Here is a 19,866-nt window from a genome sequence, read left to right on the forward strand (position 1 = left end):
CAACTTATGCTTTTACTAGTAAGGCATTTAGCCACAATTCTTTCCTATCCGGCCTATTATCCTCTGACACCCAGATAGAGTCCAAAGTGATATTGGGAAGGTCTGACATTAGCTGTTCGAGCTTATTCTCATTAAGGTCAGTAAAGTGACGACCACCTTTTATTCGTTCGCCCTGGCCATACTTGAAAGATACATACCAAATGCCACCTGGCTTGAGTGCTCTAGACAACTTATTGAATACTTTGAGTAGCTCGTGTTCTGGAACATGGAGTAGGGAAGCACAACACCAAATCGCGTCATATTGAGATTCGGCTGTTACATCATCAAAGGTCAGGTGCTTAACTATCAATCCTGTTTCTGCACTAGCAAGCTCGCACAGTGACTTACTGGCATCAAATGCATCAACGTCAAAGCCCATATCTAAAAAGGCTTTAGAATCTCTGCCAGAGCCGCAGCCAGCGTCTAGAATTTTGGCTCCCTTAGCTAAGTTAGCAGTAAACCTTGTATAGATATCTGTCATGTCTACATTGACCGTGTCATTGAAGAAGGCTTGCGCGTTTTGCTCGTAAAACTGACTGCTCATATTAAAAAGTAATTATGCCTTTGATTTCTGGTTGCCAGGTGTGGATTAGAATACTTTTCGCTACCGTGTAATTGGTTTGCAAGAAGCCTCGCCTTTGTGCTTCATTTTTCCCTGTTTGTTGGATAAGGGTTTCACGTAGTGGCAGGTGACTATTTATAAAGTACTCATTTCTCTTATGCAGTCTTTTTAGCAGCTCTAGATGAGGCACCTTAGCAAACTTTCCATTTTCACCACGATTACAATCTTGGCAAGATAAAACCAAATTCCAGACACCGTTTATATTTGGTACATGGTCTTTTAGTGTCCAGGGTAAAAAGTGATCCACATCCACCAGCAGGTCGCTTTGAGTGTTGATACTGACAGGCTGATAACAATAGAAGCAGCGACCCTTTTGATAGCCATTTAGGCTATCACGACAGCTAGTGATGTTGACTCTGCGTTCTTTCGTTCCGGTGAATAATGTCTTGAGCTCTTCATCATACTCTACGCTTACTAAGTGCCTTGAAACCCCCATTTTCCATGCTTGCTCTACTAAGCGCCAACGCGCTTCAGTTTCATTTTCAAAATTCGAGAATTGCTCGTGTTCCGTCAATTTGAAGAAGTTCTCAGTAATGCGAATGCCGTTATGGGTTTTGCGCTCATCAACGAAAAAGCGTTGGGATATCTCCCCACTATTAACCACGTGAAATGCATCGATAACATTAGTAAAGCCAAGTCGCACGGTTTGCTTGATTAACTCATCGTTACTGACGTTACCCGCGTTGTAGTCCATACAAGCGCTGAGAAACTTGCTGGACTTTGATGTTATTTGCTTGGGCGAATGTTCCAAGTGCTCACACAAGTGTCGGCTGAAAGGCACTGCGAGCTCATCAAGTGTCACTAAATCATTTGGAACAGCCTTTAAATCATATAAGGCTTTGGCTAGGGCAAATTTGTAGGAGGCCACGTTGCGGCCGAATAGGATAATAGCTCGCCAGTAGTTATCCAGCGTTGGTTCTACTTCATAAAATTCCATTTTATCTAATCCATTCTTCAACAGCTTCAGGGAGAGGTTAAAATTTAACGCCAATAAACGCAAGTCACATTAGGCTTGATGGTGGCCTTTGGTAATTTACACTCGCTTGGCTATGTATTGGCATTGCAGCAATATTATGGGGAGCAATACTAAATTAGTGATCGATCACTTTAAGGTTGTGATCGCTGATTTAGAGATAAAAATCATAGAAACCTTGTTTTACAGTGGGTTACGGTAAGTGATGGTGTTAGGTTCATAACGGTATGATTGTTTGGTATGTTCTTCAGGATTTTTTACTGAGAGCCAAAGTTGTGATCGCTCTAACAAAAGCCATCCCTGTTCGGTGATACGATAACGTTTTTCTATGTTCGCTGCTTTAAAATAACAAAGGAGTGGTTGTTTTAATTAAGCCATCCTTGGCTCTTTTTAAGGCCGGTATGATCGCTCTTTGATTGTTCGGCTTTAAGCGATCACTGTAGCCTTGCTGGTTACCACCGATATCGAATATCAGGGACGTTGCCTCTTACAGCTCCTCCATATCTTTGGCTATGGATAAGAAACTCATTGCTTGGGGCAAACCCATTGCGCTTACAATGTTTGTGAATGTATTCAAGCTGTGTAAGACACAAGCCTAAGTATTCGACTCTAGTTAGCTCTTTATCTAAAGGAATGCCAAATAGGACTTTGGCTCTGCCGCCATGTTTTAGGGCATTTGTATTGCCTTTAGGAGCACCTGCGCCTTTACGCTTTCCACCTCTGGGCATATCACTCTCCTGATGGATTATTAGGGCTACCTAGATTTCGATGAGTAGCCCTAAACTTAGAGTCGGTTGCTTACATTGCTGGGCTTCTATCAATATACTCTGGATTTATTCGGCTCATACCGAAGCTGAATTTCTTGCCGCCAGCTGGCCTGTAGTCGGTTTCACTCTTTGCCAGGTAGCTTAATCTAACGAAAAGGGCTTGTAGGGTGATCCAGAAACGTTCGTCACTTTTACGCACAAGATTGTAGTGTACATGGGGTATGTAAGGAGCAATGCCACCGGATATTCTCTCCCATAGTTCCCGTACCACTTTGTAAACCTTATGAGGCGCTTTCACCTTGTTTCCGTTTAGGAGTAAGGCAACATGATAATGATGATGAAGGCTCTTGCATTTCTCGCAGCTCCATACAACCTTGATGTCTGATTTATAATTGGCTTGTAACCTTTGCTTTAATTGCTTCAGAAAACGTTGAAGTATGCTATTTGAGTCTTCGGTATTTTGATGACCGTGGTGCAAGTCAAAGCGAAGCGCGAATACCTTTTGATATTGGCAGATAAATGAGTCAACTAAATGGATTATTTTGTTCATACGACTCTGGATGATATTGAACTTTTTCAAAACCTTAATAATGGTTTTGATGCCGCACTGACCTTTGAAAATATGATTCTTAGCGACGCTTGAACTAATGAACCTTTGATGCCTTACTAGCTCTTTATTTTCTGGTTCAATTAGATTTACTACAAGCTTTTTGACATTAGTCATTTCTTGAATCTCCAGTCATTTTATTGGCATATCTCTCGCAAGATACTAGGATAAAACCTTCGGGGGAGTTGCCCTTAAAGGCTGCTGTATTAAGTTCTCTCATCGATCTTATAACCATCATTTCTTTTGTGTTTTTGATCGTTTTTGTTCGGTAATGTTCTGCACTAACTCGTTAATTTCCAGAGTAGGCCACACCGAAACTTTGCCAAGTTTACTTGGTTTTGGCACATCGCCTTTTGAAACGTGTCTCCTAAGCGTTAACACGCCCATTTTTAGGTATTCAGCGACATCAATTTCGCTCATGACAGTGAAGTCTAAGGGCACCACGATGTTGTGTTGACTTATGAATCGCATGTTTGCTGGTGGCCAAAGTTACTAATCCACTCATACACTTCTTTAGCAACGTATCTGACGCTACGGCTATTTGGGTACAGCTTCCTTGCACTAGGAAAATTCCCAGCTCTCTCCATCTCAAAAAGGGTGGTGCGACTACAGCCAACTTTCGACAATACTTCTTTGCGGGTTAATAGTTCAGGTGATGAAGTAGGTGTATACATATTCGTTCTCTTCAAAAATTCGAAAATATATAGTGCTAAAAAGCACTTGCGAACATCTCGGATCGACACTCGTCAACCGCGGACGAGACAAAGATTAAATGTTTTTTTTGGCGATGCAACTTGCGGATAGATAGAAACGTAAACTTCAAGGATAGGCTTTTTGCTCAACATTGGTACAAGCGATATGCTCCATGAATAGGTGCGCCTGACTTAATTTTGTTAGTGTTTACTTACACCCTAGGTTAGGTTTAATCTGTTTTCGTGTTTAAGGAAAAAATGTGTATTTTGGACGAAGTGACCACAGGGATGATGGTGAAAAAAAAGTGAAAAAAAATTTCGCTGCTTAATTTTTGCACCTAATATTTGTGTGAAGAGGCGATTAGGTGTGCATCGCCTAAGAATTAGGAGGATAACAGTGGTAGCGAATAGCACTGTCTCTGTTGGCTAGGCGCCGTAATGATTCACCTATCTTTAGTTACTGACTGGTATATTTAGACCAGCTCTAAGCTCTTTATTTGAGCCTGAGTAATATAATTACTCCACCAGCACATCATCTCCCGGCGCTTTTCTAAGTAGTCTGCTCGGTTATAAGCAGCTCGTACTTCATTTTTGTCTTGGTGGGCGAGGGCTGCTTCAATAAGTACTGGCTCGAACTGCTGGTGGTCATTCAAAATGGTACTCGCCAGTGCCCTTAAGCCATGAGCAACAAGTCTTCCTTTGAATCCCATGCGCTTGATAGCTGCATTCGCCGTTTGCAGGTTGGTGTGAGTTCGAGGGTTTCTATCTGCTGGGAACACGTATTCACGATTACCGCTTATTGCACGCATTTTTTCAAGGATTTTTACTACTTGCGGCGACAACGGGATGCGATGCTCTTTGTTCATCTTCATTCGTTCTGCGGGGATGATCCATAGCTGTTTTTCCAAATCTATTTCATCCCATTTGGTTTTAGCCGCTTCATTCGGACGAGTCATCGTATGCAGCTGCCAAGCGATTAAACACCGTGTTGTGGTCTTGATGCTCGCATCATGCAGTGCAGAGAGAAATTCAGGCAACTCATCTTCTTTGATGGTCTTCATTGGGACTTTCTTTGGAGATGCAAAGGCCGAGCGAATACCCACCAGCCTATTGTGTTCAATGTATCCGGTATTAACAGCAAAATTCATGATGTCATTCAGCCGTTGGCATAGCCTTTTTACCGTTTCTAGGTTGCCTCTAGCGGCAATGGGGTTAATGGCGCTGATCGCCTGCTGCGCGTCAATGGAGTGGATAGGGTGCTTACCTAGTGCCGGGAAAATATGTAAAGAGAGTGAATTCCATACATTTTTTGCGTAGTCTGCTTTGACTTTACTCTTATGAACGTCAAACCATAGCTCGGCAATGCGTCGAAGCGTGTTCTCTCTTTTTTCGGCTTCTTGTTGGTAATGGCGGTCTCTTTGCTCTTTTGGATCGATGTTATCAGCTAGCAAAGCTCTCGCGTCTTCTCGTTTTTTCCTCGCTTGTGCTAGAGTAACTTCTGGATATTTACCAATGCTGATGTTTGTGCGCTTTTTGGTGTAGGGCTTTTGGTATTTGAACACCCAGCTTTTAGTACCGTTGGGCATCACGTTCAAATACAAGCCATAGCCATCTGCTAGGCTTTGCACTTTGTCAGTGGCTTTGGTGTTTTTGATTTGCGTGTCGTTTAATGGCTTAACTGTTTTTGCCATATGTACTATTCCCTGAAGGCCTTGATATATGGGGCTTTGACGCATCAATGTACTACGAGTTGGTGCGCTATGTACTAACTTAGTACATGGAATAGTACATAAAGAAGTGAATTCCAGCAAACGTGGGCGAACATTAAAGGCATTAAAAAACCCGCTAAGCCTTGAAACTCAACGGGTTTTTGAACGTTTTCGAACTTAATCGAACTCTAAAGTGGTGGAGCTGGGGGGATTTGAACCCCCGTCCGGAAAGCCTCGACCTTCGGTCCTACATGTTTAGTATCGTCTATTGGTTAACCTTTGAGTCTCGGACGAACACGATAAACAAAGGCGAGGCCGCTTAGTTTTAACCCTTCAACCCCGGCCAGGGTTTCCGTAGCGAGTCCGTGTAGGGTGACACTTCAGAACCGGGTCCACAGACATACACCGGAGAAGTGCTAGCGGGCTATTATGCCGCTAGAGCGTAGTTATCGTCGTTTGCGATTACTTTAAATGCGGCTTTTTTACGAGGCCAACCGCACCTCGACATGCACCTTAGGCTTCTTGAATCCCGTCGAATCCTAATCAGCCCCTGAAATACGTTTCAGTCCTTGAAGTATAACTGAGTCGGCGCCTACACCACAAGCAGGATATGAGAATTTGTTATAAATCAGGCTTGTTCGTCTAGTTACTGCACAATAAACGGCACTTTAGATGGCAAAATAGCCATTATCGACCGAGTAATGGCTAGTCTTCAGCCGTTTGTTCTGGCGTTGGCTCCTGCTCGTCAACTGGCAAAGGCCAGCCGCCAAGGGCTTGCCACTTGTTGACTATATAGCAAAATAGCTCGGCGGTGCGCTCGGTGTCATATAGGGCGCTGTGGGCCTGGGAGTTATCGAATTCGATGCCAGCGGCGCGACAGGCCTTGGCCAGCACGGTTTGCCCTAGCGCTAAGCCCGCCAGTGAGGTGGTATCAAAGCTAACAAAGGGGTGGAATGGGGTGCGTTTAATTTTGCAGCGCTCGATGGCGGCATTCAAAAAGCCGTGATCGAATGCGGAGTTATGAGCCACTACAACTGAGCGCTGACAACCGGCGTCCTTTTGCGCCTTGCGCACAAACTTACAAATGCTTTTCATCGCCTCAAGCTCGTCAACCGCGCCGCGCAGTGCGCAAAACGGGTCGATGCCGTTAAATTCGATGGCCGCCTGCTCAATATTGGCGCCTTCAAACGGGGCAATATGAAAATGCTCGGTTTGATCCAGGCTTAATACACCCTGGTCGTCCATTTTTAAGGTGGTGACGGCAATTTCCAGTAACGCATCGGTTTCTTTATTAAAGCCAGCGGTTTCAACGTCGATAACTACGGGAAAGAAGCCGCGAAAGCGTTGTGAAAAAAGAGGTTGTTGTGCGTCTGCCATCTATTTACTGCCCAAAGCCGATAAAGGTCGGCTATTATGGCAAAAACTCGACCCGGCCAACAGGGCTAAGGGAAAATTATTGTCGCCTCTTACCCAAGCTACCTCTAGTTAGTGGTATATAAATTGCTTGTGTTGTATTAGAGCCCAGAATCAAGAACCAAAATCTAATTTGATGTCAAAGAACCAACGAGGTGGTGACACCCATGATTAAGTTTAGCGCCATATTTATGGCACTTGTTGCCGCTACCAGTGTCGAGGCAGCGATGCGTACCTATACCGCCGATCCTCAATCATCGACCTGGCAGATGGTCGAAAATTCTCGCCTACAGTGTCAGCTTAATCATGCCGTGCCTTTTTATGGCGATGCGGTATTTCGCAGTGTTGCCAGCAAAAACAAAGATGTACGCTTTAATCTCGATATGGTGGTGCGCCCTAATAACTATGATGTCGCAGCCCTGGAATCGGTGCCCCCAAGCTGGCGCCCGGGTCAGCAAGGTAAGGCCTTGGCGTCGATGGAGTTGTTACGTCAGTTCGATGGCGAGCTCAGTAATGACACCGCCTGGCTGATGCTGACCGAGCTGGAAAAAGGCAATCAGCCAACCTTTTATTATCAGGATTGGCGCAATGAGCAAGACCGCATTGCGGTGGCCTTATCGGCAATAAATTTCCCCTCGGCTTACTGGTCATTTTTGCAATGTCGCGATGCTTTGCTTCCCTATAGCTTTGAAGATATTGCTTTTACGGTGATGAATTATAAGAAGAACTCCAGTGACTTAACCAAGTCATCGAAGCAGCGTTTGCAGCAAATTGGCGAATATTTAAAGCATGATAAAGACATAGAGTCGGTCACCATTGCCGCTTATACCGACAGCTACGGCGGGCGCTGGAATAACCTTGAATTATCAAAGCGTCGCGCCCAAGCTATTGCTGATTACATTAAAGAGTTGGGCGTGGATGAGGGTAAGCTGGTGACCACGGGGTTCGGGGAAAAGCGCCATATTGCGCCTAATGAAACCGTAATTGGTCGTGGCAAGAACCGCCGGGTGGTGATCCAAATAGCTAAACCTTAAAAGGTATTAGGGGCTCGGGATAAGTAAAAAGCCAGCGTGTTGCTGGCTTCTTTAGGCTTAGATATCGTTTGTGTTTTTATCGCTGACCATGGCGCTTACTTCAGTCCATTCGCCGCGCTGGTATACGGCAATACGCAGCGGGTGGCCGGCAACATTATAAAACAGGGTAAAGCGGTCGATATCGCTGGTGATCTTCAGCGGCTCACCCAGTTTGTCGCTATAGAAGGACTGCACTTGGCTGTCGCTAAGGCGAGTGAAACCGTCTAAGACCATAGGGTACTTCTTTTGTACCGTCATGCGGGTTTGAAAATCTTCTGGCAACGGCAAAATAGATAAGTCGGCGTTAGCCTGATGGCTGGCGACCATCAGCAGGCCTGCAAGTGTTAAGGTTGCTGCTCGACGAAGCGCGTTGTTCATGGTTTCACTCCATTTATATAAAATTATTAACCTGAATTGTAGGTTTAGGGCTTTATTCGCCTTATCCGTGCTAAGAGAATAAATAAGTTACAGCTCAAGCAGTTACTACTCCAGTTCAGGTTTATTACTTATCATATATAAAGTTAACCCATGTTTAACGAAAAATCATGTTATTTGTCCGCGTTTTAGGCCGCGGATAATAAATCGGGCCGGATGCAGGGCCTGATCAACACGCAAACTAACAGGAAGTGGCTCATCACACAGGCTGGCAACCAGCGCCTCGGCACAAATGGGCGCCGTACACAAACCGCGGGCTCCAAGGCCGGTAAACAGGTGCAAACCGCTAAACTCGTGCTCCAAGGGCTCAGCTTGCTGCCATACACCCACGCCCAGTTGTGGGAAGGCCTTCATATATTCATGATCTTGGGCATATTGACCAAAGAGCGGCAGGTGATCGCTCAAGGTGGCGCGAATGGCCGCCTTCGCGCCCTTGACTGTGCCTAACTCCTCGGTCCAATTACATTCACCATAAAAGTCGGCAAATTGTTGCCAGTTGGTGTCATTATCCTCGGCGCGAATATCCCGCTCTTTGGTGTCCTTGGTAAAGGTGGCGCCCATGCAATGCGCGCCTTGGCTACTTGGGGTGAAGTAACCCTTGTGGCAAAGCACGGTATTAAGTTTGCTTGAAGCCGAGCTAGTTTCCAGATGCGATACTTGCCCGCGCACGCTTTGCAGCGCTAAACCTTGACCCGGCAGCAGGCTGTCACTGTGCTCACCCATACAAATAAAGACATCGTCGAACGGGCCGTAGGTTTGCTGCTCACCATTTAGATACCATTGTCCGTCTTGTTGGCTCAAAGAGCGGATAGGGGTGTTAAAATTGAGCTCGTGCGCCACCTTTTTGCAAGCGGCATTCGTTAGCGCCTGTACAAGTTGCGGTGGGCTCAACCAGCCGCCTTGGGGGATAAACAGACCGCCATAAGGGATATCCACGGCCGCTAATTCGCTCGCTTGCTCGGCATCCACCTTATGGATAAGCCAGCTCGGCCAGTTGTCCTTGGCCACCAAGTTAGCGTGGCGTTTGCGCATCTCTTCTTTTACGCCTTGTAACAAGACGCCGCACCATTGGTGATCGAAGGCAAAACCTTCACTTAGCAATTGATCATACAAGCGTCTGGCGTAGGCAAAGCTGTGGGCAAAAAATTCGCTTGAGGGCGATACATCCGCCTGTAGATGTGGGTAGAGGGCACCCTGATTATTGTGCGACGCACCCTGGGCCAAATCGCCGTCGGCGCAAAACAAGGTGGCGGCGATATTACGGGCACTAAGACGATGCAGCAACAGGCTGCTGGCAATGCCGCCGCCGATAATGGCGACCTTATTTAAGGCGCGCGCCTGGCGCTGATAGGGAGCGGGGCAGTTGGCCTTTAATGTGGTTGCTGTCAGCTGACCGACAATCATCTCCCGTTTGCGGCCATAGCCCTTTACTTTTTTTACTTCAAAGCCGGCATCTTTCAAGCCGCGGCGGACAAAACCGGCGGCGGTAAAGGTGGCAAAGGTGGCCTGCTCGCGGCCTAAATGAGCCATGGCATCAAACAGGCTCTGCTGCCACATATCTGGGTTTTTGCTCGGTGCAAAGCCGTCTAAAAACCAGGCATCGACCAGTCCGGCGCTGCCATAATTAAGTTGAGCCAAGGAGTCTTTTACATCGCCTATCCATAAATCCAAGGTGACATTGCCAAAGTGCAGACGGTGGCAACCGGGCAGGGCATCTGGGTATTGAGCCAGTAATTGCTCGGCATATTTGCTCAACTGTGGCCAGTTGTTCAGGGCTTTGGTCAGGTCTTCTTTGCGAATGGGGAATTTTTCAAAAGAGATAAAATGCAGGCGCTCAGCCTTTTTTTCACTGCACTGGTTAAAGCGCTGCCAGGCATTAAGAAAATTAAGGCCAGTGCCAAAGCCGGTCTCGGCAATTACAAAATGTTTGCGAGGATGTGATTTTAGTCTCTCATCTATTTGATTATGCTGATAAAATACAAAGTCAGATTCGGCCAAGCCGTCTTCGTTGGAAAAATAAACATCGTCAAAGGCATCGGCTACCGGCGTGCCTGTGTCATTAAAATGGATAGTCGCGTGGGTGATCATGAAGACTCAAGGCTTTTAACAGTTTGGCCGTTATTTTAACGTCTTTAGGGCGGCACGTATATTGTCACCAAAAGATCATCGCGGTGCGCTTGAAAAGTTCAGAGTACAGATGTACGCTGGAATGACCACTTAGTAGGACATTTACGCGTACACTACACGCAATTTAGGAATAAGCTAAGGTAAATTCTCATGAGAAGAGCCGTAATTACGGGTATCGGTGTGGTTTCAAGCATCGGTAATAATAAAGAAGAAGTATTAGAGTCTTTAAAAACGGGCAAAAGCGGTATCGCTTACAACCCAGAGTTTGAGGAATATAACCTTCGTAGCCAGGTTTCTGGCAGCATCGACTTAGACGTGAAAGAGCATGTTGATCGCAAAGCGTTCCGTTTTATGGGTGATGCGGCAGCCTATGCTTATATTTCTATGGCGCAGGCGATTGCCGATGCCAAACTAACGGATGAGCAAGTATCTAACGAGCGTACCGGCCTTATTGTTGGCTCGGGTGGCGGTTCATCTAAGTACCAGGTTGAAGCGGCAGACACCTTGCGCGAAAAAGGCGTTAAGCGTGTAGGTCCTTATATGGTTCCTCGTACTATGGCGAGCACCACTTCTGCGTGTTTGGCCACTCCTTTTAAAATTAAAGGCGTTAACTACTCAATCAGCTCGGCCTGTGCCACATCTGCGCACTGTATCGGTCACGCGGTTGAGCAAATCCAGCTGGGTAAACAAGATGTGATCTTCGCCGGTGGTGGTGAAGAGCTACACTGGACCCTGGCAATGGAATTCGACGCCATGGGCGCCTTGTCTACCAAGTACAACGAGACACCTGAAAAAGCATCACGCACCTATGACGCTAACCGTGACGGTTTCGTTATCTCTGGTGGTGGCGGTATCGTAGTTGTTGAAGAGCTAGAGCATGCCCTTGCTCGTGGCGCGCACATCTACGCTGAAATCACAGGTTACGGTGCTACTTCTGACGGTTACGACATGGTAGCCCCTTCGGGTGAAGGTGCGGTACGTTGTATGCGCCAAGCCATGCAAGATTTGGACACGCCGGTTGATTACCTGAACACGCACGGCACTTCAACGCCTGTAGGTGATGTAAAAGAGCTGGGTGCGATTCAAGAAGTATTCGGTGGTAACTCACCTGCTATCAGTGCAACCAAGGCGATGACGGGTCACGCTCTGGGCGCGGCTGGTGTACACGAAGCAATTTACTCATTGCTAATGCTTGAGAACAACTTCGTAGCACCGTCTATCAATATCGACGAGCTGGATGAGCAGGCACAAGGCCTGGACATTGTGACCGAGCGTCGCGATGTTGAGCTTAATACTGTAATGTCTAACAGTTTCGGTTTTGGTGGCACTAACGCGACCTTGGTAATGAGCAAGTACAAGGCTTAATACCGACCTAAGTTTGCCCAAAAAGCCACGCATTGCGTGGCTTTTTTGCTTTGTGGCAGCAGCATGATTAAAATAGCGCTCCGCTCTTGTCGCTAGGGTCTGTTTATCTTTGCGGTTTACTTTATGTTCAATCTAAACGCATTCTGATGAATATAATCACTGATTTATGCGGTCAAATTCATCCATGAAGCTTGGTTACATCGCGCATCCATGCGCTCACCTCGCTAAGCTGCGAAGCATTGCTTCGGTCTTGCTCGCCTATGTTCATAGCGAGTAACACAGAGCAGGATGCGTTTAGATGAACCCGTAGGGCAGCGTTTGTAGCGCATTTCTACTGTGTTGTTACATGTTTATGTAGAATAACTACACCACACATGTGCCGCCTTGTATAAATACACTACAAACTGCTGCAGAAACGAACAACAAAGGTCAACAGACCCTAGGATAAATAATGAAAATATTAGCAGACCAAAATATGCCCCTTGTGGATGCCTTTTTTGCCCCTCTGGGCGAAATTGAGCGATTCGATGGCAGGGCTTTGACCCCCGAAATGGTCAAGGATGCGGACGTATTACTAACGCGCTCGGTGACCCAGGTTAATGCCAACTTGCTGGCGCAAAATACCAGCTTAAAGTTTGTCGGCACCGCCACCATAGGCGTGGATCATATAGATCAGGACTATCTGGCCGAGCGCCAAGTGCCTTTTGCCAGTGCTCCGGGCTGTAATGCAGTGGCCGTGGCCGAATATGTGCTTAGCGCTGTGTTTGCTTTGGCGCAAGAGCAGCATTTTTCTCTGTTCGACAAAACCATCGCTATTGTTGGTGTGGGCAATATCGGCCAATGTCTGGCAGATAAACTTGGGGCTATCGGCGTGAAAACTCTTTTGGTTGACCCACCGAGGCAGGCGCGCGGTGATATGGGTGACTGGCACAGCCTGGAAACAGCCCTGGCCGAGGCCGATATCATCACCTTTCATGTGCCCCTGGTTAAAGACGGTGAGCATTGCACCTATCATTTACTCGATAAGCAGCGCATCGATGCTTTGGCCGAGGGTAAAATACTGATCAATGCCAGCCGTGGTGATGTGATAGACAATCAGGCCCTGTTAGCACGTCAACAAGCCGAGGATGATTTATGCTTGGTGTTGGATGTGTGGGAAAACGAGCCGGATATTCTCGAAGAGCTGTTGCCTTATGTAGAGCTGGCAACCGCGCATATTGCCGGACATACGCTGGAGGGCAAGGGCCGTGGTACCTTGATGCTGTATCAAGCCCTGTGTCAGCACCTGAATATTGAACCAAGCAGTGATTTAACTCAGCACTTGCCAACACCAAGCCTGACTCAGCTTACTCTAAGTGAGAGCTGGAGTAAGGAGGAGCTTGGCGCCCTGGTTCACCTAATTTACGATGTGCGTCGTGATGACGCCATTTTACGTGCCCAACTGCATAGCCATGGCTTTGATCTGTTGCGCAAAACCTATCCGGTTCGCCGCGAGCTCAGCACCTTGACGCTCAGCGGTAATAACCCTTACCTGAGCGCCTTGGCAGCGTTTGGGTTTAGTATTTAACGCCTTGAGGAAGAGATATGTCGCAAAAATATAATGTCGCGGTATTGGGTGCCACTGGTTTAGTGGGTCGTCAAATCATAGAGACCTTGGCGGAGAGAAAATTTCCGGTTGATCAACTGTTTCCATTGGCGAGCAGCCGCTCAGCGGGTGAAGAGATTGAATTCAACGGCGAAACCATTGAAGTGCTTGATGTTGAACAGTTCGACTTTGCCAATGCGCATATTGGTTTGTTCTCGGCCGGTGGCAGTGTTTCTGAAAAATACGCGCCCATCGCGGCAGAAGCTGGCTGTGTGGTTATCGACAATACCTCACAATTCCGTTACGACTATGATGTGCCTCTGGTTGTGCCGGAAGTGAATGCGGCCAGTCTGGCGGATTTCCGTAACCGTAATATTATTGCCAACCCAAATTGTTCAACCATTCAGATGCTGGTGGCGCTCAAGCCAATTTACGATGCTTACGGCATTGAACGTATTAACGTCTCTACTTATCAGGCGGTGTCGGGTGCAGGTAAAGAAGCGGTTGATGAGCTGGCAAAGCAAACCGCTAACCTGATGAATGGTCGCCCACTGGACAATAAGGTTTTCACTAAGCAAATGGCGTTTAACGTTATTCCGCAAATCGATGCCTTTGAAGACAACGGCTATACCCGCGAAGAAATGAAAATGGTGTGGGAAACCCAGAAGATCCTCGGTGATGAAACCGTGATGGTGAACCCAACGGCGGTGCGTGTGCCGGTATTCTTCGGTCATGCCGAGGCTATTCATTTAGAAACCCGCATGCCTGTGGACGTTGAGCACGTTAAGCAGTTATTGCAGGACGCCCCGGGTGTTGAGCTTATCGAAGATGAGCATGATTACCCAACGCCGGTATCCGATGCTAGCGGCAACGACAGTGTTTTTGTTGGCCGTGTACGCCAGGATATTTCTCATCCCCATGGCTTAAATATGTGGGTAGTCAGTGATAACACCCGTAAAGGTGCGGCTACCAACAGCGTACAGATTGCCGAAGAGCTGATCGCTCATTATTTTTAAGATCATCGGCGCAGGCTGTTGGTCTTTGCCTTGTAGGTCGGTCTTTGCCGCCATGGATGGCGGTAGTAGAGCAATGCAGGAGCACATTGCCGAAAGGTCGACAAAAGGTGCCACAAACAAGATGTCGGTGCAGAGCACCGACCCAAAAGAGAGCGGCCAATGGCCGCTTTTTTTATACATATCAAGCGCTTCTTTATAGCTTTAAATTGCCTAACTGGCCGTGGATATTCACTTATATCTGGTTTATAGTTTGCAGGTGGAATAATACTTGCTGTTACTTGCCATAAATCGCAATAAAGCACAAAAATAACAACGAATCGTCAAAAAATGCTCGTTTGCCCACAGCCCTGCAAATACAGCACTTAACGTTAGTAAAGGAAAAGCATGCGCTCTCTAGTTACCCTGTTTTTTTTACTCCTGGCCCTGAGCCACGCCGGTGCCAGTGCGCAAAGCACCGAGATCCGCGGCCCGAAAGAGGCTGATAATAGTGAGCAAAGCCGTGCTATCGGGCCTATAAAGCCAAGTGATACCCTGTGGCGCATTGCCGCCAAGGTACGTCCCGATAATTCGGTGACCATGTATCAGGTGATGGTGGCCTTATATGAAAAAAATCCAAACTCCTTCTTAGATAACAATCTTAACCATATGCGTGATGGTGCCTATTTACAGATACCATCGATGCGGGAAATTCGCACTATTGACCCGCGTCAGGCCAAGGCCAAGTCGGAGCTAGACGATAAGCTGTGGAGTAACATTAAAGACAGCAAAACGAGTGCTTCAGCTGTGCCAGCGAGTACGGCGCGTCAACAACAAGCGGCTCAAGCAAAACAAGAATTGGAATTAGAACTGGAACGACTTAAGCAAGAGCAAAGTGAACGCTTAGTTGAGTTACAGCAGCAGCTGAGCACTTCGCTCAGCCATGCCGAGTCTATTTTGATCGACAATGATCGTCTGCGAGCGCAATTACAGAAAATCACCGAGCAGCTCACTCAAGTTCAGGCGCAGCTCGATGAAAAAGACGCCGAGTTGCAGCAACAGTTGCAACAATTTATGGCCGAACGTCAGGCCATGGCGCGACAACAGCAAATTCAACAAGAGCAAAACGCCAGCTGGTTTAATGCCTTACCCGGCTGGTTGAGCTTACTGCTAATGATGACGCTGCCAGCTTTAGCCATTTTGGCGCTGGTGGTGATGTTCTTGAAAAAGCGTGGCAAGGAAGAAGCTCCTAACCCAGCCGCAGAAGAGCAATCAACCGCCGTGTCACAGCCAGTTGCAGTGGCTGAGTCCTTAAACGGGCTGGACGAGTTGGATTTGACTCAGGATGACGACTCTCTTGAAGACCTGCCTTTAGAAGAGCCATTTGAAAAATCATTCGATGATACTCTTGATGAGCCCTTAGATGACTTCCTTGATGAGCCGCTGGATGAACCTTTGGACGAGGTGTTTTCCGAGCCGGGTATACAGCTCGATGAACAGAGCGATGATGTCCTCTATGGTGATAATAGCGATGCCAAAAATATAGACTCCTTGTTAGGGCAGGATGAGTTAGATGATCTGCTTGCCGATGATGTCAAAGAAACGTTTAGCTCTGAAGAAGAGGTATTGCAGCAGAATTTTGATTTATCAAGTCTTGATGCCGACACTGACAATGAATCATTGGACGATAGCCTAGATGCGCTAAGCGATGCTGAAATCGATGATTTATTCGCCACCGAAGCGAGCGCGAGCGATGAGCTGGATATTGACGACTTGCTCGATGATTTGCCCCAAGAAGATGACATTGATTTTGATGCAGAAGATGAGCTTTTGGTTGAGCCTTCAGTCGAGCCGGCGCCTTCAGCCGATCAAGTACCTTCAGCCGAGCCAGAGCCTTCAGCCGATCAAGTGCCTGAATTGGTGGAAGACCTTGCCGATGAATTCGATATTGATGATTTGTTGGATGAAGTTCAGGGCGAAGAAATTTCAGGCGAAGAAGACGAGCTTTTAACCGAACTTCTACCAGAAGATTTACCCGAGCATGCAGCACTGGCCGAAGATGAGTTTTTACCTGAGGATTTACCGGCGCCTTTAGCCGATCTAGAACCTTCAGCAGAGCAAGCGCCTGAATTGGTGGAAGACCTTGCCGATGAATTCGATATCGATGATTTGCTGGACGAAGTTCAGCAAGGCGAAAACCCGCTGGATGAGCTAGAAGAGCAAGAAGAGAAAAAGTTAAGCGAGACTGATAAGGCTGAACTGAATGCGCAGCCGCTTGAGGATGAATTGGGCGATGCGCTTGCCTTGGGCGATGATTTAGATGCCGGGGACGATCCTCTGGCTCAACTTGATGAGCTTTTTGAAGAACAAAGTAGTGCCTTACCTGAGACTTCATCCGAGCTCTCAGCAGAGCCTGCAAGTGAAGCATTATCTGCTGACAGCTTGGGCGAGTCGTTGGATGTGTTGGACTCTGATGCGGACGACACCGCTTTAGAAATCGACCTGGGTGATGATCCTCTGCTGGCGGACGATGACTTGGAAGAGCAAACAAACCTTGAGTCTTTCGATGAGCAAGTTGACTTAGGTGATGTGGACAACCCCAGCGCGCAGCTTGAGGATTATCCAGAGCTGGAAATGGACGAGCCTTTTAGTAGTGCCACCGAGCAGCAGCTAAGCGAGGCCATGGCCGAAAACGACGGCTTTGATATCGATGCTATGTTGACGGCGGAGTACGATGAAGACTCGGCCCTTGACGATGAGCAAGTGAATGAAGATTTCCTTGCCGACTTAAGCGAAACAGACTTCGACGCCATGCTTGATGAATTGGCAGAGTCGCCGACTCAGCCACTGGAGCGGGATGATATAGCCGGTGATCTGGACTTGCAGGCATTATTGCATGATGCGGATGACGACCAGGCCAGCAGTGACGCCGCTGGCGATGAACAAGCGGGCACAGAAAACGCGACTATGGCAGGGGAAACGTCGGCTAAAGATCAGGCCGACGCCTATGTGGATATCGATGACTTGCTAGCGCAAAGCGACGAAGCCGAGCTTGATGATGAACCCTATAAAGACGCCAATATGGATGTGGGTTTGGGTGAGTTCGATGATTTACTCGAAGACACCCCTAAGACCGATGTTGATACCCAAGATGGTGGTTTTAGCGCCAAGCTGGACTTGGCCCGTGCCTATTTGGAAATTGATGATGTTGACTCGGCACTAGAGGCGCTGCAAGAGGTGCTTGATAATGGCCCACAAACCTTGCAGCAAGAAGCCCAGGCATTGAAAGAGCGGTTAACAAACTAAGCCGCCTTGACATGATTACTAACCCTTAAAAAGCAGCCCATGGCTGCTTTTTTTGTCACCGCCGGTCTATACCAATTCACTTAAATAGCTAATCATTCTAGCGGGCTAAATATCATGATCACTGTGTTGGCATTTTTCTATGTAGAATAACTACATAAGTAAAATTCCGCCTTATGTTCAAATCATTTATCCAGCGCTATCTCTGCTCACATACTTAACAGAATTGGTATTAGCTATTTAGGGCCAGAGCAGATAAAATGCCGAAAATTTTGCAAACGAAAAGAGTGTCAATGCGCGTCGCGTTAGGAATTGAGTATAACGGTGCTCGCTACAGTGGGTGGCAGCGTCAGTCCCATGTCAACAGTATTCAGCAAGAAATTGAAACGGCCTTATCGCGAATTTGCGATCATCCGGTTGAGATCACCTGTGCCGGGCGCACCGATGCCGGTGTCCATGCCACGGGCCAGGTTATACACTTTGATACCCACGCCAAACGCGATATGGGCGCCTTCACCCTGGGCATGAATTCGCAGCTGCCCGATGATATAGCCGTGCGCTATGCTATGCAGGCTGATGATGAATTTCATGCCCGCTTTAGTGCCACCGCCCGCCGCTATCGTTATGTGATTTACAATCATCCTTATCGCCCGGGAATTTTACGCTCTGGCGTGACTCATTATCATCAGCCCCTTGATGCCGAGCGCATGCATGCGGCTTGTCATTATATGCTCGGTGAGCAAGACTTTACCTCCTTTAGGGCGGTGCACTGCCAGTCCAATACGCCGTTTCGCAATATTCATCATCTTAATGTTGAGCGAGTGGGGGACTATATAGTCATAGATATCAAGGCCAATGCGTTTTTGCACCATATGGTACGTAATATCACTGGCTGTTTAATGGACATAGGCGTGGGCGCACAGGAGCCGGATTGGATGCAGCACTTGTTGCAGCTTAAAGACCGCACCCAGGCCAGCGCTACCGCCAAGCCAAATGGTTTGTACCTGGTGGATGTTGATTATCCCGAGAAGTGGCAAATACCTTCTACCCCTTTGGGGCCGCTGTTCCTACCCAATAATTAGGGGAAAAATAGCGTCAGTTTTTTGATGTATTTAGTTCATACAAAAGTTTGACTGGTCGCTGTGATAGACTACACCGACCAGTTTTTTATATCTAAGCAACTAAATTCATGTTTTAATTGTTCTAATTTATCGGCTAATTTTGGGGTGGTGCATCCGCCTCGCTACTAACAAGCATTAAGAGAGTTGCAAATGAGCTGGTTAGAAAAGATCTTACCAAAAACAACCAAGTCTTCGGGCAAAAAAGAGATCCCTGAGGGCGTTTGGGCTAAATGTACTTCGTGTGACGCCATCCTGTATAAGGCTGAGCTAGAAAAATCGATGAACGTGTGTCCTAAGTGTGATCACCACATGCGTATCACCGCACGTAAGCGTCTGGAGCTATTCTTAGACGACGCCGGTCGCACCGAGTTGGGCGCTCAGCATGAGCCTAAAGATGTCTTGAAATTCAAAGACTCGAAAAAGTATTCAGATCGCATCAGCGCTGCACAAAAGAGCAGCGGTGAGAAAGATGCCCTGGTTGCCATGAAAGGCCAGCTTAAGGGTATTCCTGTTGCCGCAGTATCCTTTGAATTTGCCTACATGGGTGGTTCAATGGGCTCGGTAGTGGGCGCACGCTTCGTTGAAGCCGTGAATGTGTGTTTAGAGCACAACATGCCACTGGTGTGCTTCTCTGCTTCCGGCGGCGCGCGTATGCAAGAAGCCCTGATGTCATTGATGCAGATGGCGAAAACCAGTGCTGCACTGGCGAAAATGAGCGAAAAAGGCCTGCCATTTATCTCGGTACTGACCGACCCAACCATGGGTGGTGTATCGGCGTCATTGGCTATGCTAGGTGACGTTAACGTGGCTGAGCCAAAGGCACTTATCGGCTTTGCTGGTCCGCGCGTAATTGAGCAAACTGTACGTGAAACCCTGCCTGATGGTTTCCAACGCAGTGAGTTTTTACTTGAGCACGGTGCCATCGACATGATAGTTGACCGCCGCGAAATGCGTGACACCTTAGCGCGTCTGCTGGCCAAGTTAATGAACTTGCCTTCTACCGAACAAGAGCATAGAGTAGCGTAAATTTCTCGGCAATCTAG

General features: G+C 47.5%; 16 protein-coding genes and 1 other RNA gene. 7 read left to right on the plus strand and 10 right to left on the minus strand.

The features are described from left to right. Positions 1-4: 4 nt before the first annotated feature. The 8 genes from WCN91_RS02240 to rnt form a co-directional block, all read right to left on the minus strand. Complete coding sequence (locus WCN91_RS02240; RefSeq protein WP_342675877.1) at positions 5-583, minus strand: class I SAM-dependent methyltransferase; 579 nt, start codon at positions 581-583, stop codon at positions 5-7. Position 584: 1 nt separating this feature from the next. Beyond that, positions 585-1,598 carry an HNH endonuclease gene (locus WCN91_RS02245; protein ID WP_342675879.1) on the minus strand — a complete coding sequence of 338 codons (1,014 nt, stop codon included), beginning with the start codon at positions 1,596-1,598 and terminating at the stop codon, positions 585-587. Positions 1,599-2,432: 834 nt separating this feature from the next. Next, positions 2,433-3,125 carry a YagK/YfjJ domain-containing protein gene (locus WCN91_RS02250; protein WP_342675881.1) on the minus strand — a complete coding sequence of 231 codons (693 nt, stop codon included), beginning with the start codon at positions 3,123-3,125 and terminating at the stop codon, positions 2,433-2,435. Between the two features lie 117 nt (positions 3,126-3,242). Continuing rightward, positions 3,243-3,428, minus strand: a complete 186-nt coding sequence (locus WCN91_RS02255) for a helix-turn-helix transcriptional regulator (RefSeq protein WP_342675883.1) — start codon at positions 3,426-3,428, stop codon at positions 3,243-3,245. Positions 3,429-3,466: 38 nt separating this feature from the next. Continuing rightward, complete coding sequence (locus WCN91_RS15165) at positions 3,467-3,682, minus strand: helix-turn-helix transcriptional regulator (protein ID WP_425416000.1); 216 nt, start codon at positions 3,680-3,682, stop codon at positions 3,467-3,469. A gap of 491 nt (positions 3,683-4,173) precedes the next feature. Beyond that, entirely contained in the window at positions 4,174-5,391 is a 1,218-nt protein-coding gene (locus WCN91_RS02260; protein WP_342675885.1) for an integrase domain-containing protein, read from the minus strand. 212 nt (positions 5,392-5,603) lie between these two features. Then, positions 5,604-5,960: a transfer-messenger RNA gene (ssrA, locus tag WCN91_RS02265) on the minus strand. Between the two features lie 154 nt (positions 5,961-6,114). Further along, positions 6,115-6,786, minus strand: coding sequence for a ribonuclease T (gene rnt / locus WCN91_RS02270; RefSeq protein ID WP_342675887.1), 672 nt, complete (start codon positions 6,784-6,786; stop codon positions 6,115-6,117). A 206-nt stretch (positions 6,787-6,992) separates the two neighbouring features. On the opposite strand from rnt, the gene WCN91_RS02275 reads away from it, so the two are divergent. Then, positions 6,993-7,856, plus strand: a complete 864-nt coding sequence (locus WCN91_RS02275; RefSeq protein WP_425416004.1) for a flagellar protein MotY — start codon at positions 6,993-6,995, stop codon at positions 7,854-7,856. A 57-nt stretch (positions 7,857-7,913) separates the two neighbouring features. Here the strand turns inward: WCN91_RS02275 and WCN91_RS02280 are convergent, their stop codons facing one another. Together WCN91_RS02280 and mnmC are read right to left on the minus strand one after the other, a co-directional pair. Further along, positions 7,914-8,273 (minus strand): hypothetical protein, encoded by a 360-nt coding sequence (locus WCN91_RS02280; RefSeq protein WP_342675891.1) that lies wholly within the window; start codon positions 8,271-8,273, stop codon positions 7,914-7,916. A gap of 165 nt (positions 8,274-8,438) precedes the next feature. After that, positions 8,439-10,418 (minus strand): bifunctional tRNA (5-methylaminomethyl-2-thiouridine)(34)-methyltransferase MnmC2/FAD-dependent 5-carboxymethylaminomethyl-2-thiouridine(34) oxidoreductase MnmC1, encoded by a 1,980-nt coding sequence (gene mnmC, locus WCN91_RS02285; protein WP_342675893.1) that lies wholly within the window; start codon positions 10,416-10,418, stop codon positions 8,439-8,441. Between the two features lie 189 nt (positions 10,419-10,607). Between mnmC and fabB the strand changes: the two genes are divergently transcribed. The 6 genes from fabB (at position 10,608) to accD (ending at position 19,849) form a co-directional block, all read left to right on the plus strand. Next, complete coding sequence (gene fabB, locus WCN91_RS02290; RefSeq protein ID WP_342675895.1) at positions 10,608-11,822, plus strand: beta-ketoacyl-ACP synthase I; 1,215 nt, start codon at positions 10,608-10,610, stop codon at positions 11,820-11,822. 451 nt (positions 11,823-12,273) lie between these two features. After that, positions 12,274-13,389 carry a 4-phosphoerythronate dehydrogenase gene (locus WCN91_RS02295; protein ID WP_342675897.1) on the plus strand — a complete coding sequence of 372 codons (1,116 nt, stop codon included), beginning with the start codon at positions 12,274-12,276 and terminating at the stop codon, positions 13,387-13,389. A 17-nt stretch (positions 13,390-13,406) separates the two neighbouring features. Continuing rightward, positions 13,407-14,423 carry an aspartate-semialdehyde dehydrogenase gene (locus WCN91_RS02300; RefSeq protein WP_342675899.1) on the plus strand — a complete coding sequence of 339 codons (1,017 nt, stop codon included), beginning with the start codon at positions 13,407-13,409 and terminating at the stop codon, positions 14,421-14,423. 384 nt (positions 14,424-14,807) lie between these two features. Further along, positions 14,808-17,705: a FimV/HubP family polar landmark protein gene (locus WCN91_RS02305; RefSeq protein WP_342675901.1), complete on the plus strand. Its 2,898-nt coding sequence runs from the start codon at positions 14,808-14,810 to the stop codon at positions 17,703-17,705. 290 nt (positions 17,706-17,995) lie between these two features. Beyond that, entirely contained in the window at positions 17,996-18,784 is a 789-nt protein-coding gene (gene truA, locus WCN91_RS02310) for a tRNA pseudouridine(38-40) synthase TruA (protein ID WP_342675903.1), read from the plus strand. Between the two features lie 189 nt (positions 18,785-18,973). Then, positions 18,974-19,849 carry an acetyl-CoA carboxylase, carboxyltransferase subunit beta gene (accD, locus tag WCN91_RS02315; RefSeq protein ID WP_342675905.1) on the plus strand — a complete coding sequence of 292 codons (876 nt, stop codon included), beginning with the start codon at positions 18,974-18,976 and terminating at the stop codon, positions 19,847-19,849. The last annotated feature ends 17 nt before the right edge of the window (positions 19,850-19,866 follow it).

Origin of the sequence: Pseudoalteromonas qingdaonensis (genome assembly GCF_038739665.1) — a bacterium.
In the GTDB taxonomy this organism is placed as follows: Bacteria; Pseudomonadota; Gammaproteobacteria; order Enterobacterales; family Alteromonadaceae; genus Pseudoalteromonas; species Pseudoalteromonas qingdaonensis.

Coding starts and splice junctions, on each gene's coding strand:
- WCN91_RS02240 (WP_342675877.1), bottom strand. CDS start 583: ATGAGCAGTCAGTTTTACGAGCAAAACGCGCAAGCCTTCTTCAATGAC.
- WCN91_RS02245 (WP_342675879.1), bottom strand. CDS start 1,598: ATGGAATTTTATGAAGTAGAACCAACGCTGGATAACTACTGGCGAGCT.
- WCN91_RS02250 (WP_342675881.1), bottom strand. CDS start 3,125: ATGACTAATGTCAAAAAGCTTGTAGTAAATCTAATTGAACCAGAAAAT.
- WCN91_RS02255 (WP_342675883.1), bottom strand. CDS start 3,428: ATGAGCGAAATTGATGTCGCTGAATACCTAAAAATGGGCGTGTTAACG.
- WCN91_RS15165 (WP_425416000.1), bottom strand. CDS start 3,682: ATGTATACACCTACTTCATCACCTGAACTATTAACCCGCAAAGAAGTA.
- WCN91_RS02260 (WP_342675885.1), bottom strand. CDS start 5,391: ATGGCAAAAACAGTTAAGCCATTAAACGACACGCAAATCAAAAACACC.
- rnt (WP_342675887.1), bottom strand. CDS start 6,786: ATGGCAGACGCACAACAACCTCTTTTTTCACAACGCTTTCGCGGCTTC.
- WCN91_RS02280 (WP_342675891.1), bottom strand. CDS start 8,273: ATGAACAACGCGCTTCGTCGAGCAGCAACCTTAACACTTGCAGGCCTG.
- mnmC (WP_342675893.1), bottom strand. CDS start 10,418: ATGATCACCCACGCGACTATCCATTTTAATGACACAGGCACGCCGGTA.
- fabB (WP_342675895.1), top strand. CDS start 10,608: ATGAGAAGAGCCGTAATTACGGGTATCGGTGTGGTTTCAAGCATCGGT.
- WCN91_RS02295 (WP_342675897.1), top strand. CDS start 12,274: ATGAAAATATTAGCAGACCAAAATATGCCCCTTGTGGATGCCTTTTTT.
- WCN91_RS02300 (WP_342675899.1), top strand. CDS start 13,407: ATGTCGCAAAAATATAATGTCGCGGTATTGGGTGCCACTGGTTTAGTG.
- WCN91_RS02305 (WP_342675901.1), top strand. CDS start 14,808: ATGCGCTCTCTAGTTACCCTGTTTTTTTTACTCCTGGCCCTGAGCCAC.
- truA (WP_342675903.1), top strand. CDS start 17,996: ATGCGCGTCGCGTTAGGAATTGAGTATAACGGTGCTCGCTACAGTGGG.
- accD (WP_342675905.1), top strand. CDS start 18,974: ATGAGCTGGTTAGAAAAGATCTTACCAAAAACAACCAAGTCTTCGGGC.